The organism is Bradyrhizobium sp. 63_E2_N1_3 (assembly GCF_052076005.1).
In the GTDB taxonomy this organism is placed as follows: Bacteria; Pseudomonadota; Alphaproteobacteria; order Rhizobiales; family Xanthobacteraceae; genus Bradyrhizobium; species Bradyrhizobium barranii.
This window is the reverse complement of the sequence record NZ_CP197235.1, coordinates 7,740,003-7,756,291: the sequence shown is the minus strand read 5'-3', so window position 1 is coordinate 7,756,291 and position 16,289 is coordinate 7,740,003. Positions and strand designations below refer to the sequence as shown.

Here is a 16,289-nt window from a genome sequence, read left to right as displayed (position 1 = left end):
CCTTCGAGACGCGCGCGAAGGGGTGCGCTCCTCAGGGTGAGGGTCTAATAGCGGTGCCTACCACACCGCCGTGCCCTTCATCGTCGGCTGTCCCTCCGCATTCGCGGTCCACAGCTCCAGGCCCGTCTCGGTCTCGTTGGCGTTGATGGAGAACTCGGTGCCCTCGAACAGCGGCTGAAGGCCGCGATAGGTGAATTTCCTCGGCGCCTTGCCGTCGTGCAGTTTCGCCGCCATCTCCACGATCAGCGCCGCTTGCAGCGGGCCGTGGAAGATCAGGCCCGGGTAACCCTCGACCTTGGTGACGTAGTCACGGTCGTAATGGATGCGGTGGCCGTTGAAGGTCAGCGCGGAATAACGAAACAGCAGCACGGGATCGGACACATGCGTCTCGCGGTGCTGCGCCTTGGGCGGCGGGGGCGGGGCCCTGGCGCCGGCGGGCGCGCTGCTCGTCATCTCGCGATAGACGATGTCCTGCCGCTCGCGGATGGCAACGCCCCGCGGCGACGAGATGCTGTGTTCGACCGAGACGAAGCACAGCGTGCCGGTCGAGCCCGATTTCACCTGGACGTCGGCGATGCGCGAGGTCCGCGTCGATTCATCGCCGACGCGCAAGGGCTGCAGGAACTCGATCTCGCCGCCGGCCCACATCCGGCGTGGCAGCGGCACCGGCGGCAGGAAGCCGCCGCGGGTCGGATGGCCGTCGGGTCCCAGCATCGACATCGGAAACACCGGCTGCGCCAGGCACCAGTGTACCGTGAACGGCGCGGCGTCACCCTTTTTGGGCTCGCCGACCTCCTGGAACAGCGTCGCGCGCAGGCCCTTGACGAGCTGCGCGGTGACGATGTCGGTGGCCTCGGTGCTGCGGCCGATCCATTGCCGCAAGTGATCGATGTCGAGCTTCTCGGTCATGACGCCTCGCTCTTGTTATGACTTCTTGGCCGGCCGCTCGCCGATGCCCGGCACGGCGCCGTAGCTGCGGGTGTCGCCGACGATGATCGGCGCCGGCGCGGGATAGCTGACGCGCCCCTGCGGCGTGTCGACCTCGATGCGGCGCAGATGCGGATGATTGGTGAGGTCGGCCATGGTGTTGACCTCGGCAAAGGCGATGTCGGCGTCCGACAGCCGCTTCAGCAGCTCGTCGCGCGTCATCTTGCCGAAGATATCTGCGACCGTCGTGTCGGTGAAATCGCGATTGCGCACGCGCTCGACCATGTTGGCGACGCGCGGATCGGCCGGCAAATCGGGCTGGTCGAGCACCTTGACGCAGAGCGTCTTCCACTCGCGCTCGCTCTGGATCGAGATCAGGATGTCCTTGCCGTCCTTGGAGGTGAACACGCCGTAGGGCGCGATCGAGGGATGGCGCAGGCCCATGCGCTTGGGCGGATTGCCGGCTTCGGAATTGAGCAGCGGCACGGTGCACCAGTCGGCCATCACGTCGAACATGGAGATGCGGATGTCACAGCCCTTGCCGGTGCGCCCGCGCGCGATCAGCGCTTCCAGGATCGCCGCATGCGCGGTCGCGCCGGTCGCGACGTCGACGATCGACATGCCGACCCGCGAGGCGCCGTCAGGGTTGCCGGTGATCGAGGCAAGGCCGCTCTCGGCCTGGATCAGCAGGTCATAGGCCTTGCGGTGGGCGTAGGGACCTTCGTCGCCATAGCCGGTGATGGTGCACGAGATCAGCTTCGGATAGTCCTTCAGCAGCCGCTCGCGCGAAAAGCCGAGCTTGTCCATCGAGCCCGGCTTGAGGTTCTGGATCAGCACGTCCGCGCTCGCGATCAGCTTCTCGAGCTCGGCGCAGCCTTCCTTGGTGGCGAGATCGACCACCGCCGATTGCTTGCCGCGGTTGAGCCACACGAAATAGCTGCTCTGGCCCTTGGCCGCCGCGTCATAGCCGCGGGCGAAATCGCCCTCGGGCCGCTCGATCTTGATCACCTCTGCGCCGGCGTCTGCCAGCCGCGACGAGCAGAACGGCGCCGCGACCGCCTGCTCGACCGCAATCACCCTGATCCCGTCCAATGCTCCCATGATGCGACCTCAGTACGAGCGGGGCATGCCGAGCACGTGCTCGGCGACGTAGGACAGCACGAGGTTGGTCGAGATCGGCGCCACCTGATAGAGCCGCGTCTCCCGGAATTTGCGCTCGACGTCGTACTCCTCGGCGAAGCCGAAGCCGCCATGGGTCTGGATGCAGGCATTCGCTGCCTCCCAGGACGCATCGGCTGCCAGCATCTTGGCCATGTTGGCTTCGGCGCCGCAGTCGAGCCCGGCTTCATATTTGCGCGTGGCTTCCTTCACCATCAGCTCGGCCGCGCGCATCGAGGCGTAGGCCTTGGCGATCGGGAACTGAATGCCTTGATTCTGGCCGATCGGCCGGCCGAACACCGCGCGCTCCTTGGCGTAGTTCGTGGCCTTGGCAATGAACCATTTGGCGTCGCCGACGCATTCGGCCGCGATCAAAATGCGCTCGGCATTCATGCCGGAGAGGATGTAGCGGAACCCCTTGCCTTCCTCGCCGATCAGATTCTCCGCCGGCACCTTCATGTCGGTAAAGAACACTTCGGTGGTGGCGTGGTTCATCATGGTGCGGATCGGGCGGATCTCGAGGCCGTTGTTCTTGGCCTCGCGCATATCGACGATGAAGACCGAGAGACCATCGGTGCGCTTCTTGCTCTGCTCCTTCGGCGTGGTGCGCGCCAGCAGCACCATCAGGTCGGAATGCTCGGCCCGGCTCGTCCAGATCTTCTGGCCGTTGACGATGTAGCTGTCGTTGCCTTCCTTGCGCGCAAACGTCTTCAGCGAGGAGGTGTCGGTGCCGCTGGTCGGCTCGGTAACGCCGAACGCCTGAAGCCGCAATTCGCCGCTGGCGATCTTCGGCAGGTACTTCGCCTTCTGCTCGTCATTGCCGTGCCGCAGCACGGTGCCCATCGTGTACATCTGGGCGTGACAGCCACCGCCGTTGCAGCCGGCGCGTTGGATCTCTTCGAGAATCGCAGCCGCGGCGGAAAGCTTCAGGCCCGCGCCGCCATATTCCTCGGGGATCAGCACCGAGAGATAGCCGGCCTGCGTCAGCGCGTCGACGAAGGCCTTGGGATAGGCCATCTCGCGATCGAGCTTGCGCCAGTATTCGCCGGGAAACTGCGCGCAGAGTTTTGCGACGGCTTCGCGGATGTCGGCGTGATCTTCGGTGTGGTGTTCTTCACTCATGGCGTTTCCCGTATCTAGCGGCAGTCAAGATAACGCCGGCCGACCCTCTGGCGTTGTGAAAACATCGCCAGCCCCCTATGCTCATTTGCTATAGCGTATGAAGTAGCCTTCGAGGATTGGCAAGCATGGATTTCCGGCAGCTCAGGACCTTCAGTTGCGTGGCGGAGCTCGGCAGCCTCTCCAAGGCGTCCGACACGTTGCGCGTGGCGCAGCCGGCGCTGAGCCGGCAGATCAAGCTGCTGGAACATGAGCTGCGCACCGAATTGTTCACCCGCAACGGCCGCGGCATGGTGCTGACGGAAGCCGGCCGTCTCCTGCTGGCACGCACCTCCGGCATCGTGCGGCAGATCGACCAGATCCGCGACGACATCCAGTCGACCAAGGGGCCGCCGTCCGGCCAGGTCGTGCTCGGCCTGGTTCCGACCGTGAGCTGCGTGCTGTCGGCGCGTTTTGCGCGCCGCTGCGTCGAAAAATTTCCCGGCATCTCGCTGCGCATCGTCGAGAGCTACAGCGGCCATCTCGTCGAATGGCTGCATCGCGGCGAGATGGATCTGGCCATCCTCTACGGCCGCTCCGCCGATCTGCATCTCAACGTGGAGAGCCTCGGCCGCGACAATATCGTCGCGGTTGGCCCGCGCGGCTGCGGCCTCGCGCGCAAGAAGAGCGTCGATGTCGGCTGGCTGCTGCGCCAGCGGCTGGTGCTGCCCAGTCATTCCCACGGTCTCCGCGCGCTGATCGAGCACGCCGCCGCCCAGCGCAAGATCAAGCTCAACGTCCAGCTCGAGGCGGATTCGTTCCGCGTGTTGACGAGCCTCGTCGAGGAAGGCCTCGGCTTCGCGCTGCTGCCGCCCTCGTCGGTCCACGGCGAGGTCGCCGACGGACGGCTGGAGACCGCGCCCGTATCCAAGCCGATGACGCGCGAGCTCATTTTCGCCTCTCCGATCGACCGTCCGGCCTCAACGGCGTCGCTCGCCATCACGACGCTTCTGCGCGAGGAAGTCGCTGCCTGCCGCAAGGAAGGCCTGTGGGACATCAAGTTGAGTTAGATGCACGCGTGTCCTAGAACAGCCGCGCGCCAACTTGGCTTCGCATCTGGCGCGACCTGTCATGCCGGAATTTTATAGCTGGGCTGGACGATGCGTGAGCGTGCGCTCCCAGCCTCACCCTCAGTGTCATCGCCCGCGAAGGCGGGCGATCCAGTATTCCAGAGGCTGCAGTGCTCGAGCCGAGAGGCCGCGGCGTACTGGATGCCCCGCCTTCGCGGGGCATGACAGTGGGGCCTACCCCGGAATCCTCACCGGCAGCGACTCATAGCCCTTGATGAAGCTCGAATAGATCCGTTTGGGCTCGCCGACCACCTCGATGCGGTCGAAGCGCTTCAGCATCTCCTCCCAGACGATCCGAAGCTGCAGCTCGGCCAGCCGCATGCCGACGCAGCGGTGGATGCCGAAGCCGAAGGAGAGGTGGGTGCGCGGGCGGGGGCGGTCGATGATGAAGTCGTTCGGCTTCTCGAACATCTCCTCGTCGCGGTTGCCCGAGACGTACCACATCACGACGCGGTCGCCCTTCTTGATATGCTTGCCGCCGATTTCGGTGTCGGCAAGCGCGGTACGCCGCATATGCGCCAGCGGCGTCTGCCAGCGGATCACCTCGGGCACCATGGAGTCGATCAGCTCCGGATTGGCGCGCAGCTTGTCGAACTGGTCCGGGTTCTCGCTCAGCGCCAGCACCGAGCCGCTCATGGTGTTGCGCGTCGTGTCGTTGCCGCCGACGATGAGCAGGATGATGTTGCCCATGAGATTGTCGGGGTCCATGAAGCGCGTCGCGTCGTTATGCGCCATCAGCGACAGCAAATCGTTGCGCGGCGCGGAGTTGACGCGTTCGTTCCAGAGCTTGGACATGTAGGCGTAGCACTCGTCCATCTCGCGGCGGCGCTCTTCGGCCGAGGCGACGATGCCGCTCTTGGGCAGCGCGGTCGCGACATCAGACCAGCGCGTCAGCTTGCGGCGTTCTTCCCAGGGGAAGTCGAACAGGGTCGCCAGCATCTGCGTCGTCAGCTCGATCGAGACGCGTTCGACGAAATTGAAGGTCTCGTTGCGGGGCAGATTGTCGAGCACGGTCTGCGAGCGCTGGCGGATCAGTTTTGCCAGCTCGTCCAGATGCGTCGGCGTGAACATCGGCGACACCGTCTTGCGCTGCGCCGAGTGCTGCGGCTGGTCCATCGCGATGAAGCTCGGCCAGTCATAGCCCTGCGGCACGTCGCGGATCCCGATGCCGCCGAGCGTCGAGTCCGAGGAGAAGATGCCGTGACTGGTGTCGACATGCATGATGTCGTTGTACTTCACCACCGACCAGTACGGCTCGATCGGCGCATTGGTGCAGTAATGCACTGGCTCTTCCTTGCGCAACCGCTCGAACCACGGCCACAAGGTGTCGTCCTGGAACAGCCGGGGTGCGCCGGGGTGGAATTGCGCCAGCGGCGTCGCATAGGCCTCCTCGCGGGCCCTGCGCATGCGTTCGGCGTTGTCGGTTTTGACCGGAGTCTGGATGTTCATGGTAGTAGCTCCAGTGTTTCTCTTTCTCCCCGCAAGCGGGGAGAGGGAGTGATCTCACGCCGTAATCTTCACCGGCAAGGTTTCAAGTCCCTTTACGAAACTCGAATAGACCCGCTTGGGTTCGCCGACCACGTCGATATGGTCGAAGCGCTTGAGGATCTCTTCCCAGATAATCTTGAGCTGAAGTTCGGCAAGCCGCAAGCCGACGCAACGGTGAATGCCGAAGCCGAAGGACAGATGCGTGCGCGGGCGGGCGCGGTCGATGATGAAATCGTAGGGCTTTTCGATCGCTTCCTCGTCGCGGTTGCCCGAGACGTACCACATCACGACCTTGTCACCTTGCTTGATCTGCTTGCCGCGGAACTCGAAGTCGGCAAGCGCGGTGCGGCGCATATGCGCCAGCGGCGTCTGCCAGCGGATCACCTCCGGCACGAAACTGTCGAGCAGGCCGGGGTTCTCGCGCAGCTTGCGATACTGCTCCGGATGCTGGCTCAGCGCGTAGATCGATCCCGACATCGTGTTGCGGGTGGTGTCGTTGCCGCCGACGATCAAAAGGATGAGATTGCCGAGGAAGTTTTTTGCATCCATGTCGCGCGTCGCGGCGCCATGCGCCATCATCGAGAGCAGGTCGCTCTTCGGCGGCTGCTCGATACGCTCCTTCCACAGCCGCGCGAAATAGCCCGCGCATTCCGTCAGCTCTGCCTGCCGTTCGTCTTCGGTGGCGACGAGGCCGTCCGGCCCGGGAATGGTGGTGGCGATGTCAGACCAGCGCGTCAGCTTGCGGCGGTCCTCCCAGGGAAAGTCGAACAGCACCGCGAGCATCTGCGTGGTGAGCTCGATCGAGACCTTGTCGACCCAGTCGAACACCTGGCCCACGGGCAGATTGTCGAGGCACTCGGCGGAGCGCTCGCGGATGCTGAGCGCGAGATTGTCCAGATGCGTCGGTGTGAACATCGGCGCCACGGTCTTGCGCTGCGCCGCGTGGCGCGGCGGATCCATCGAGATGAAACTCTCGCGGCGCAGATCCGGGTCGATGTCGCGGATGGTGATGCCGCCGAGCGCAGAGGCCGAGGAGAACACCGAATGGTTGGTCTCGATCTCCATGATGTCGTTGTAGCGCGTCACCGACCAGTACGGCCCGAACATCGAGTCCTTGCAATAGTGCACGGGATCTTCGCGGCGCAGCCGATCGAAATACGGCCAGAACGTATCGGTCCTGAACAACTCGGGATCGCCCGGATCGAACTGCTCCAGCGGCAGTGACGTGGCGCGCGCGCGTAGCTCGTCGAGCTTCGCCGCGCTCTCGATGGTCCCATGCATGACCGCTCTCCCTGACATGAACCGCGCGTTCTCGTTGAATTCTGCGCTGCGGTATTTGATTTGCAATTACAGCCGGTTGTCTGCGTCGGAGCAAGGGAGACTTTTGCCACATCCAACCTTTGCGAGAGGTGGCTAGATGCGTAGCCCGGATGGAGCGGAGCGAAATCCGGGATTCGGGCCTCCATTGGCGCTGTCCCGGATTACGCTCCGCTCCATCCGGGCTACGGATCAGCAACCGTCACGCAGATGTGTCAACGTGATCTCCCGCACCCCCGCGCCTGCGGAATCATGCGAGAAATCGAGGTAAATCGAACCCAGCCATCTTGGGGATCGACCAAATCTCTGATCTATAGTTTGACCGTATCAGGTCCGCACCCCGAGGTTGCCGCCGTGAACGACATGCAATGGGCCCCCATCGGGTCCGAACCCTTACCCCCGCCGCTGCCGCCCACGCGGGTCGACTTCACCGGCAACCGCTCCGAGTTCCGCAAAATGGTCACCAAGGGTGCCATGCTTGAGCTCGTCACCTTCGGCTTCTACCGGTTCTGGCTGGTCACCGACATCCGCCGTCATTTGTGGACGAACACCGCGGTCGACGGCGATGCCGCCGAATACACCGGCCGGGCCAAGGAGCTGCTGGTCGGCTTCCTGTTCGCGCTCGCGATCCTGGTGCCGATCTACCTCGCTTATTTTCTCATCGGCATCGAGTTCGAGCGCTGGCAGGGCTTTGCCTCGACGCCGCTGTTCATCAGCTTCTATGCCTTCGGCCAGTTCGCGATTTTTCGCGCGCGGCGCTATCGCCTGACGCGCACGGTCTGGCGCGGCGTCCGGTTCTGGATGGACGGTTCGGGCTGGGCCTATTCGTTCCGCGCCATGGCGTGGGGCCTGCTGGTGTTCCTCACCCTCGGCCTGGCGCTGCCCTGGCGCGAGGCGTCGCTCGAACGCTACAAGATGCGGCACACCCATTACGGCGATCTCCCCGGCGATTTCGAAGGCGACGGCTGGACCTTCTTCAAGCGCGGCTGGTGGCTGTGGCTCTTGAGCCCGATCGCGCTCGTGATCTTCCCGCTCGCCCCGTTCTTCTATGCCGAGTTCAAGGCGCGTGAATGGCGCTGGTGGCTCGACGGCATCCGCATCGGCGGTGTCAGCCTGTCCTCGGAGTTGCCGCACAACGCGTTCTACGGCCTGTACTGGAAAGTGATCGGCTGGTGGATGCTGCTTTCGACCATTTTCGCCGCCTATATGGGCGGCGGTGCCTTGCTCGTCGTCCAGCTGAGTGGCGTTCCGGCTGATCAGGTCTTCGGCCCCGGAAATGCCGGCAAGAGCATCCCGATGCTGGTCATGATGGTCATCGGCTATTTCGCCGTGGCGCTAGCGATCAACATCGTCATGCGGGTCTATCTGCAGCGCGATCTCTGGGCCAAGGTGCTGGAAACCGTCGAGGTGCATAACATCGGGGCCGCGGCGGATGTACGCGGCAGCGGTGAGCTTGCCAGCGCGCTCGGCGAAGGCTTTGCCGATGGGCTCGATGTCGCGGGATTCTGATCTGTGAGTGAGTTGTCCACCGAGGTTCCGGCGCAGTCCGCCAAGCCGACGATCTTCTTCGACGGCGTGTCGAGCCGCAGGCGGGAGGTGTCGCTGGCGCTCGGTGACGCGCTCGACATCGTCGAGGAGGGCGGAGCGCCGGTTCGCTGGACCTATGCCGACATTCGCCGCGCCGACAGTCCGGCCGGGATATTGCGCCTGGCCTCGACATCCGCGCCGCCGCTGGCGCGGCTTGAAATTCGCGACGCCGCGCTCGCCGCCGACGTGACCGCCCGCTGCATGCGTCTCGACGAGCACCAGACCTCGCGCCGCGGTGTCGCAAAGATCGTCGGCTGGTCGGTGGCCGCCGCCGTCTCCATCGTTTGCGTCGTGCTGTTCGGTGTGCCGCTCGCTGCCGACCGGCTCGCGCCGCTGGTGCCCAAGCCGATCGAACGGCGCATCGGCGACGCCTCCGAAGTCCAGGTGAAAACCATCTTCGGCCGCAAAGCATGCGAAGACCCCGCGGGCAAGGCCGCGTTCACAAAACTGGTCAATCGTCTGCGCGATGCCGCCGGCCTCGACGACGATTCCATGACGGCCGGCGTGCTGCCGACCTCGGTGCCGAACGCATTCGCGCTGCCTGGCGGCAAGGTGTACGTGCTGAGGGGCCTGGTCGACAAGGCCGAAAACCCCGACGAGCTCGCCGGCATCCTTGCCCATGAGCTCGGCCATCTCAAGCATTACGACAACATGCGCGGGCTGATCTACAACGGCGGCACCTCGTTCCTGATCGGCCTGTTGTTCGGCGACGTCACCGGCTCGAGCGCTGTGATCTTTGCCTCGCGCAGCGTGGTCGAAGCCTCCTATTCGCGCGAGGCCGAGACCGCCGCGGATACGTTCGCGATCGAGATCATGCACAAGCTCGGCCGCTCGCCGAAACCCGCGGCCGAATTGATGTTCCGCATCACCGGCAAGGAAGGCGGCTCCGGCCTCACCACGATCCTGGCGAGCCACCCGCTCACCGAAGACCGCCTCGCGCGCATGACGAAGGAAGATCGTCCCGCCAGCGGCCCGCCGCTGCTGACGGACAAGGAATGGCAGTCGCTCAAGCTGATTTGCGGCAGCGGGAAGATCTAGAGCGTTTTCGAGCGAAGTGGCGACCGGTTCGCGTGAAGAAAACGCGTCAAAAAAGAGCTCCGCGCCTACCGCGTCCCGTAAGCGCGGTCGCCGGCATCGCCGAGGCCCGGCAGGATAAAGCCGTTCTCGTCGAGACCTTCGTCCACCGCAGCCGTCCAGATCGGAACGTCGGGATGCAGTCCGCGCAGCCGTTCGAGCCCTTCAGGGGCCGCGATCAGGCAGGCGAGGCGGATGTCCCTGGCGCCGCGCTCCTTTAGTCGGTCGATCGCGGCGACGGCCGTGTTGGCGGTGGCGACCACCGGGGTCACCACGATCGCCAGGCGCTCGCTGAGATCGGACGGCGATTTGAAGAAATATTCGACCGCGGCAAAACTGTGCGGCTCGCGGTAGAGGCCGATATGGGCGACGCGCGCGGTCGGTACCAGATCCATCATGCCGTCGACGAAGGTCGTGCCGGCGCGCAGCATCGGCACGAACACCAGCTTCTTGCCGGCGATCTTGGCCGAATGCATCGTCGCCAGCGGCGTCTCGATGACGGTATCGGCGAGCGGCAGATCCCGCGTGATCTCGTAGCACAGCAGCATGCCGATCTCCTTGATCAGCTCGCGGAAGGACTTGGTCGAGATGGATTTGTCCCGCACCAGCGTCAGCTTGTGCTGCACCAGCGGATGATCGACGATCGTGACGCCTTCCATGATGGGATGCTCCTGAAATTCATCGATACGCAATGGATTACGCTGCGGACGAATGGATTAAAAAACCGTGCCGTCGCTGATCACCTTGAGCGGCGGTGCGCCGTCGGGTCGGCGCGCGAAGGCGATAGCGCGGCCGGCAGCCCAGCTGCCACCTTCGAGAATGCTCGCGAGGGGCAGGGTCTCGGGCTTGCGGCCGAGCCTGGCGCGGATGCTGCCCGCAAGCCGGTCGAGCAGCGCAACGGTGAGCGCGCGCCATTCTACGACGAGCAGGGAATCCACAGCATGCGCGCGCTCGGCATCGCCGGGATCGCGCAGGCGCAGTACCTCGTGATCGACGAACAGGCCGCCATTGCGGTATTCGGCTAGTCCGGTGAGGCCGTCGATGTCGGTGACGTCAAAGCCGGCGCGCTGTAGCGGTTCGATTAGCGAATAGCTCAGCCATTGCGACAGCTTGTGCAGGGGCACGAGGCCTGCCGTTCCGTCGTCCGTCTCGATCGCCGGATGACGCCAGCAATCACCGAGCGGAATCCCGGCAAGCTCGAGCCGTGACGGCCAGATCGGTCCAAGCTGGTTCAGCACTGCGGACAGGATGGCGGGCGCGGCGACCGCGCCGCCCACAGCCTGCGCCGCGATGTGATCGAACAGGCCGCCTGGCCGCGGCGTATCGTGCAGGCCGAAAATGTCCGCGCGCTCGGCAACCAGCTTGCCAAGGCGTCGCAGCAGATCAGTGCGTCCGTCGAGACTGAGCAGCGGATTGGCATCGCTCACCTGAAAGGCCGAGGTGAGGGAGGCCAAGGGCAGTTTCGCCAGCACGTCTGCATCGGCCCTGAACGGCGCACGCGCATCGCCGGAGAACAGGCCGGCTGCAAACATGTCGAGGCTTGCGATGGCAAGCCCCTCCGATCGGCCGATACTTTCGCCGGTCACGGCATCGCGATAGCGCCACGTGGCTCCCGCGCCTGCGTCGAGCAGCACGCTGACGATGGCGAGGTCGAACTCCGCGCGCGCACGTGCCGCGCGATCCGGCCACGATACTTTGTCGGCAAGGCCCGCCCAGCGATCGACGCCGCCGAGCACGAAATGCCGCCAGCGGGCATGGAAGGGGATATCCAGCGTCGGATAGGCTTTGCGCGTGACCGCGACCACGGCATCCGCAACGCCATCCATCCGATCGAGATCGATCGTGAAATGATTGAGCCCGCCGGCAAGGCCGATCTCGAGCATTTTGCCGGCACGCGCACGAACAGCTCCTGCGCTGAGCAGGGAGCGGGCCTGTTGTTCCAAAGCCTCCGCCATCGCGCGATCAGTACTTTTCCAGCGAGCGCCCGACCACGCCGTTCACATCCTTCTCCGGCGCGATGTCGGTCGAGTAATAGCCGGCGGCCTTCTTCGCGGCGATCTCGACATAGGCGTCGGCCGGGATCAGCTCCGGCGGGATCGGCACGCGCTCGACGATGTCGATGCCCTGCGAGGTCAGTGCGTCATGCTTCATGTCGCTCATCGACAGGAAACGGTCGATGCGCTTCAGGCCGAGCCAGTGAATGGTATCCGGCATCAATTGCTGGAAGCGCGCGTCCTGGACGCCGGCAACGCATTCGGTGCGCTCGAAATAGGCGGCCGCCGCGTCGCCGTCCTCCTGGCGCTTGCGCGCATTGTAGACCAGGAATTTGGTGACCTCGCCGAGCGCGCGGCCTTCCTTGCGGTTGTAGATGACGAGCCCTAGCCCGCCCTCCTGCGCGCCGCGCGCGGATTCCTCGATGCCGTGGATCAGATACGGACGGCAGGTGCAGATGTCGGAGCCGAACACGTCGGAGCCGTTGCACTCGTCATGCACGCGGCAGGTGATCTTGGTGCGGTGGTCCGGCAGTTTTGTCACATCGCCGAACATGTAGACGGTGGTGCCGCCGATCGGCGGCAGGAATACCTTCATGTCCGGCCGCGTCACGAGCTCGGGGAACATGCCGGCGGTCTGCTCGAACAGCGTGCGCCGCAGCTCGGTCTCGCCGGTGCCGAAGCGCGTCGCAAGGCCCGGCAGGTACCAGACCGGGTCGATCGCGATCTTCACCACCGACACGCTGCCATTGGCGTGCACGACCTCGCCGTCGGCGCGCAGCCGTTTTGCGGCGAGCGCCTCGCGGATCTCCGGCAGGTCGAGCCGCGCGCGCGTCACCGCGATGCTTGGACGGATGTCGACGCCCTCGGCGATGTCCTTGCCGAAATTCTCCGCGACGAGATGCCCCCAGGGATCGAGCGCGACGATCTTGTCGGGATCGCGCCATTGCTCGAACGGTCCGATGGTCGCGGCCGGAAAGGTGTTGGTGAGGTCGGGCCGGCGGATCGGATCGAGCGCGCCTGCGGACACCGCGAGCGCCCGGTACATCGCGTAGGAGCCGCCATGGCTGCCGATCACGTTGCGATCCCCAGCGCGCGACACCGTGCCGATGATCGGCCCCCGGGCGCGCGCGTCGGCTGCGCCCCAGTGAATCGGAAACGCGGCCTTTTTGCCCGGCTCCGGGTGGGAGGTCAGGCGGATGTGATCGGTACGGTTCGCGCGGCTCATGTCCAGGCTCCCAAAAAGCCGACGGCCCGCCGCTCGGACGGGCCTGGCTCACCTGCGTTGCCGGTGCCGAACACCGGCGATGCAAGCTCAATCCAACATATTGTAGCGGCTGGCGACGACAGACAAGTTAATGGTACCGCGCCGGGCAGGCGATCATGGCCAAATTCCCGTCATCGACGGGCCGGTCGGGCTCGCCTGGATGCCGCGCCTTCGCCCCGGCCGAACCCTGCTATTCGATCCGCGCGATAGGTCTAAGGATTTGAAATAGTTTTATTTTTTATGTTTTCAAGAGGGTGTCCTGCAAGTTGCGCCACCGCGGTGCCTTGGGCTGGACCGGACCCACATAATCGGACAAATAGGTCGCCTCTCGCTTGGAGACTGCCATGCCCACCGCCAGCTACATCGACCCCCGCAACGGACAGCTCTATCCGCTGGACCAGCCGCGCTGGTGCTCGGATGAGCGCACGCCGCTGCTGGTGACGCCGGGACCAGGCATATCGCGCGCGGACATTGACGGCGCCACGCGCTCGCTCTGGCGCTACCGGGCGGCGCTGCCGGTCGAGATCAAGAAGCCGATCACGCTCGGCGAAGGCTGCACACCGCTGGTCCAGCAGGACTGGGGTGATTTGCGTCCGTTCTTCAAGCTCGAATGGTTCAACCCGACCGGCAGCTTCAAGGACCGGGGCTCTTCGGTGATGCTGTCGTTCCTGCGGCAGATCGGCGTCGACGCGATACTGGAGGATTCTTCGGGCAATGGCGGCTCGTCGATGGCGGGGTTGGGTGCCGCCGGCGGCATGCGCGTGAAGATCCTGGCGCCGGCCTCGACGTCGCCGGCCAAGATCGCGCAGGTGCGCGCCTATGGCGCGACGGTTCAGCTCGTCGAGGGCCCGCGCGAGGAGTCGGAAGCCGAAGCCATCCGCCAGTCGAGCCAGACCTTCTATGCCAGCCACAACTGGCAGCCGTTCTTCCTCGAAGGCACCAAGTCGCTCGCCTATGAAATCTGGGAAGACCTCGGTTTTCGCGCACCCGACAACGTCATCGTTCCCGTTGGCGCAGGCAGCAGCCTCCTCGGTTGCGCCTTCGGCTTCCGCGAGCTGCTGAAAGCCGGGCAGATCGCGAAGCTGCCGCGCCTGTTCGCGGCGCAGCCGCTGAACTGCTCGCCGATCGATGCCAGCTTCAAGGCGGGTGTCGACACGCCGGTCGCCCGCGAGGTGAACAAGACCGTCGCCGAAGGCACCGCCATCAAGAATCCGCTGCGCCTGCGCGAGATCATCGGGAGCTTGCGCGAGAGCGGCGGCGGCACCGTTGCGCTGACCGAGGACGAGATCGTCGCCGCGTTGCGGCGTCTTGCGCGGCAGGGATTGTTTGCCGAACCGACCAGCGCCAGCGCGGCCGCTGCGCTTGAGAAACTCTCCGGCGCCGGATCGATCAAGGCGAACGAGACCACGGTCGCGGTCCTCACCGGCACCGGCCTGAAAGCCGCGACCACCGTCGCCGATCTCGTGCAGTAGGGGCGGAGGAGGCGCGCCGCTTACCCTCCAGGGGAGGGTAAGCAGTACCTCACTCCTTCAAATCATTCACGCGCTTCACCCAGGCGCGCACATCGGCGAGCACTTGGGGCAGCACCGCCCTGACCTCCTGCACGGTCATGCCGGCCTTGATGCGGGGATCGTAGAGCAGGTTGAGGATGTACTGGTCGTAGACGTCGAAATAGCCCATCGACACATTGTCGTTGAACATGGTCCACGGCACGCTCGCGGTGTCGTTGATTGGGCCGAGCGATTGCAGCAGTTCCTCATAGGCGCAGTCGAGGAAGGTGAAATCGCCGTTGTCGACGGTGAGGATCACGTCGGAATGCTCGATCTCGAAATTGTCGTTCTTGCGGAAGCCGGACAGGCATTGCGGATCGAGCGAGGTGCGGATCTCGCGCGCCTTCTCCGCGCCGTAGAAGCTGGAAATCGTCCGAAACAGGTCGCGGTCGCGAACCAGCTTCACCCGCACGTTCGCGGCTTCGCTGGTGTCGATCATGGCGATGTCGAGATGCTGCACGCGCCTGCCGATGTCGGCCACGACCTTGGCGAGCTGCGTCTTGCGGTCGGCGCGCTCGCTCTCGGCGTAGACGCGCACCGGCCCGTCGAATTTCCGGATGCGGTCGACGCGGCCGGCGAGGTGGTATTCGGCGCCGAACGCCGTCTTCAGAAAGCCTTCGACGATCTCGCCGTCGGTGAAGCTCTTCTTCTCGGCGCGCTGGCGCGAGGCGATCGCGGGCAATTCGCCCGCGACGGCGATGGTAGCGGTGTCAGGGGCGAACGCGAAAGTGGCGAGCGCCAGCAGGGCGATGCGAAAGCCTGACGAAGGCGGGGCCAATGCGCTCATTGCGTCCCGACGCTGCCGTATTCGGCAGCGACGCACAAGACCGCATATTCACGCGCCCTGCGGGTTCCCGCAGTTCGCCGACGGCTAGTTGTTGAGCACGACCACCTTGGTGCCGACCGAGACGCGGCTGTAGAGATCGCTGACGTCCTCGTTGGTCATGCGGAAGCAGCCCGAGGACACGGCCTGGCCGATCGTCTCCGGCTCGTTGGAGCCGTGGATGCGGTAGAGCGTCGAGCCCAGATACATCGCGCGCGCGCCGAGCGGATTCTCGATGCCGCCCTTCATGTGGCGCGGCAGGTCGGGCCGGCGGGCCAGCATCTGCGACGGCGGCGTCCAGTCCGGCCATTCCTTCTTGGCGGTGATCCTGTGCACTCCGCCCCAGCGGAAGCCGTCGCGGCCGACGCCGATGCCGTAGCGCAGCGCCTGGCCGTTCTGGAGCACCAGATACAGGCGGCGCTCGCTCGTGTTCACCACGATCGTGCCGGGGGCGTAATTGCCGTTGTACATGATGGTGGTGCGGGGGATCGGGCTAGAGCCGCCGCGGAAGAAGCTCGGGCCGAAGCCCATGATCTCGCGCGAGTCGAACCCCTCGGCGAATGCGCCGCCGGCGGTGGCCGACAGCAGTGCGATGGCGGCAATCGGCGCGGCAAAAAATCGGATCATTGTTTCCCCCAGCAAAAAAATCGGATTCAACTGAAGTTACAGGCCATATTTGCGGGCTTTTCGCAAGCCACGGCCCCGTGAGGGAGATCATCCTTAACGTTTGGCGTTACCAAACCGGCAACCACGCTAATTTGCCTGAAAGCATTAGCCAAACAAGCGCATCGTCGCGCGGAGCAGGCCAGCGATGCCGGCTATTGCTTTGACGGAGGCGGCGAACAATGATTGATCGAGCGGACATTTGAATATTGCCGG

Annotated in this window: 14 protein-coding genes; 4 read left to right on the top strand and 10 right to left on the bottom strand. The window is 64.8% G+C overall.

The genetic code is table 11. The features are described from left to right. Nucleotides 1-57: 57 nt before the first annotated feature. The 3 genes from AB7531_RS36790 to AB7531_RS36780 are packed head-to-tail and all read right to left on the bottom strand — an operon-like array spanning nt 58 to nt 3,207. Entirely contained in the window at nt 58-909 is an 852-nt protein-coding gene (locus AB7531_RS36790) for an FAS1-like dehydratase domain-containing protein (RefSeq protein WP_063985427.1), read from the bottom strand. Between the two features lie 15 nt (nt 910-924). After that, the gene (locus AB7531_RS36785; protein WP_063985426.1) at nt 925-2,028 is read right to left on the bottom strand and encodes a CaiB/BaiF CoA transferase family protein; all 1,104 of its coding nucleotides are present in this window, start codon (nt 2,026-2,028) and stop codon (nt 925-927) included. A 9-nt stretch (nt 2,029-2,037) separates the two neighbouring features. Then, nucleotides 2,038-3,207 carry an acyl-CoA dehydrogenase family protein gene (locus AB7531_RS36780; RefSeq protein WP_063985425.1) on the bottom strand — a complete coding sequence of 390 codons (1,170 nt, stop codon included), beginning with the start codon at nt 3,205-3,207 and terminating at the stop codon, nt 2,038-2,040. Between the two features lie 125 nt (nt 3,208-3,332). Here AB7531_RS36780 and AB7531_RS36775 point away from each other — a divergent pair, with 125 nt between their 5' ends. Then, nucleotides 3,333-4,253, top strand: coding sequence for a LysR substrate-binding domain-containing protein (locus AB7531_RS36775; RefSeq protein ID WP_063985424.1), 921 nt, complete (start codon nt 3,333-3,335; stop codon nt 4,251-4,253). Nucleotides 4,254-4,487: 234 nt separating this feature from the next. On the opposite strand, the gene AB7531_RS36770 is transcribed toward AB7531_RS36775, so the two are convergent. Next, the gene (locus AB7531_RS36770) at nt 4,488-5,762 is read right to left on the bottom strand and encodes a cytochrome P450 (RefSeq protein WP_063985423.1); all 1,275 of its coding nucleotides are present in this window, start codon (nt 5,760-5,762) and stop codon (nt 4,488-4,490) included. A 54-nt stretch (nt 5,763-5,816) separates the two neighbouring features. Next, entirely contained in the window at nt 5,817-7,082 is a 1,266-nt protein-coding gene (locus AB7531_RS36765) for a cytochrome P450 (protein ID WP_063985422.1), read from the bottom strand. A 390-nt stretch (nt 7,083-7,472) separates the two neighbouring features. Here AB7531_RS36765 and AB7531_RS36760 point away from each other — a divergent pair, with 390 nt between their 5' ends. Next, on the top strand, nt 7,473-8,627 hold the full coding sequence (locus AB7531_RS36760) for a YjgN family protein (RefSeq protein WP_063985421.1): 1,155 nt from the start codon (nt 7,473-7,475) through the stop codon (nt 8,625-8,627). 3 nt (nt 8,628-8,630) lie between these two features. Continuing rightward, nucleotides 8,631-9,743, top strand: a complete 1,113-nt coding sequence (locus AB7531_RS36755; protein WP_063985420.1) for a M48 family metallopeptidase — start codon at nt 8,631-8,633, stop codon at nt 9,741-9,743. 65 nt (nt 9,744-9,808) lie between these two features. On the opposite strand, the gene upp is transcribed toward AB7531_RS36755, so the two are convergent. The 3 genes from upp to AB7531_RS36740 are packed head-to-tail and all read right to left on the bottom strand — an operon-like array spanning nt 9,809 to nt 12,998. Further along, entirely contained in the window at nt 9,809-10,438 is a 630-nt protein-coding gene (upp, locus tag AB7531_RS36750; protein WP_014492299.1) for a uracil phosphoribosyltransferase, read from the bottom strand. Between the two features lie 57 nt (nt 10,439-10,495). Then, nucleotides 10,496-11,734, bottom strand: a complete 1,239-nt coding sequence (locus AB7531_RS36745; protein ID WP_063985419.1) for a URC4/urg3 family protein — start codon at nt 11,732-11,734, stop codon at nt 10,496-10,498. 7 nt (nt 11,735-11,741) lie between these two features. After that, nucleotides 11,742-12,998 (bottom strand): GTP cyclohydrolase II, encoded by a 1,257-nt coding sequence (locus AB7531_RS36740; protein WP_014492301.1) that lies wholly within the window; start codon nt 12,996-12,998, stop codon nt 11,742-11,744. A 383-nt stretch (nt 12,999-13,381) separates the two neighbouring features. Between AB7531_RS36740 and AB7531_RS36735 the strand changes: the two genes are divergently transcribed. Further along, on the top strand, nt 13,382-14,509 hold the full coding sequence (locus AB7531_RS36735) for a threonine synthase (RefSeq protein WP_063985418.1): 1,128 nt from the start codon (nt 13,382-13,384) through the stop codon (nt 14,507-14,509). Between the two features lie 49 nt (nt 14,510-14,558). On the opposite strand, the gene AB7531_RS36730 is transcribed toward AB7531_RS36735, so the two are convergent. Together AB7531_RS36730 and AB7531_RS36725 are read right to left on the bottom strand one after the other, a co-directional pair. Then, on the bottom strand, nt 14,559-15,374 hold the full coding sequence (locus AB7531_RS36730) for a DUF2927 domain-containing protein (RefSeq protein WP_063985417.1): 816 nt from the start codon (nt 15,372-15,374) through the stop codon (nt 14,559-14,561). An 84-nt stretch (nt 15,375-15,458) separates the two neighbouring features. Continuing rightward, a complete protein-coding gene (locus tag AB7531_RS36725; RefSeq protein WP_063985416.1) occupies nt 15,459-16,037 on the bottom strand; it encodes a L,D-transpeptidase in 579 nt (192 codons plus the stop codon). Nucleotides 16,038-16,289: the final 252 nt, after the last annotated feature.